General features: G+C 70.4%; 1 pseudogene. It reads right to left on the reverse strand.

The features are described from left to right. Positions 1-199: pseudogene (locus tag CWM66_RS29150) on the reverse strand (cysteine hydrolase); the annotation flags it as partial. Between the last annotated feature and the right edge of the window lie 339 nt (positions 200-538).

A 538-nucleotide genomic window follows, 5' to 3' on the forward strand; every position in this document is an offset into this window, starting at 1 on the left:
GGGGGACGAAGAACAGGGGCCAGCGGGCACAGCGGATCGCCTGGCGGATGCGGCGCAGGTTCGCCAGCAGGTCCACGCCCGCCGCGACCTCGGCCAGGCGCGGCCAGAACTTGCCGCCTTCGGAACGGAAGTCGTTATAGGGATCCACCAGCAGCAGCGCGGTATGCCCCGGTGGATAGACGGGCCCCAGCGAATCCATGGCTGCTTCTCCGGGCGCACGCCGTGTGCGCCTGCCGGAACAGCATCGGCCGTGCCCCGTGCCGGATCATCGCGGTGAACGGTGGCCTGCGTGTCCTCCATTTGGGGGATGCCCCCGGAAGGCCGCCGGTTGCTATACATTGCGCCGTGACCGGCAGCGGCGGGCGTAGCGGGGCGGGACATGAGCATCCGGATACTGACCATCGACGACCATCCGCTCGTGCGCAACGGCATCAGCGCCATGCTGGAGGTGGAGCCGGACCTGGTCGTGGCCGGCGAGGCCGGCGACGCCGACGGCGGCCTGGAGCAGTTCCGCCGGCTGCTGCCCGATGTCGTGCTC

Origin of the sequence: Kosakonia sp. H7A (assembly GCF_003028445.1) — a bacterium.
Taxonomy (GTDB): domain Bacteria; phylum Pseudomonadota; class Gammaproteobacteria; order Enterobacterales; family Enterobacteriaceae; genus Kosakonia; species Kosakonia radicincitans.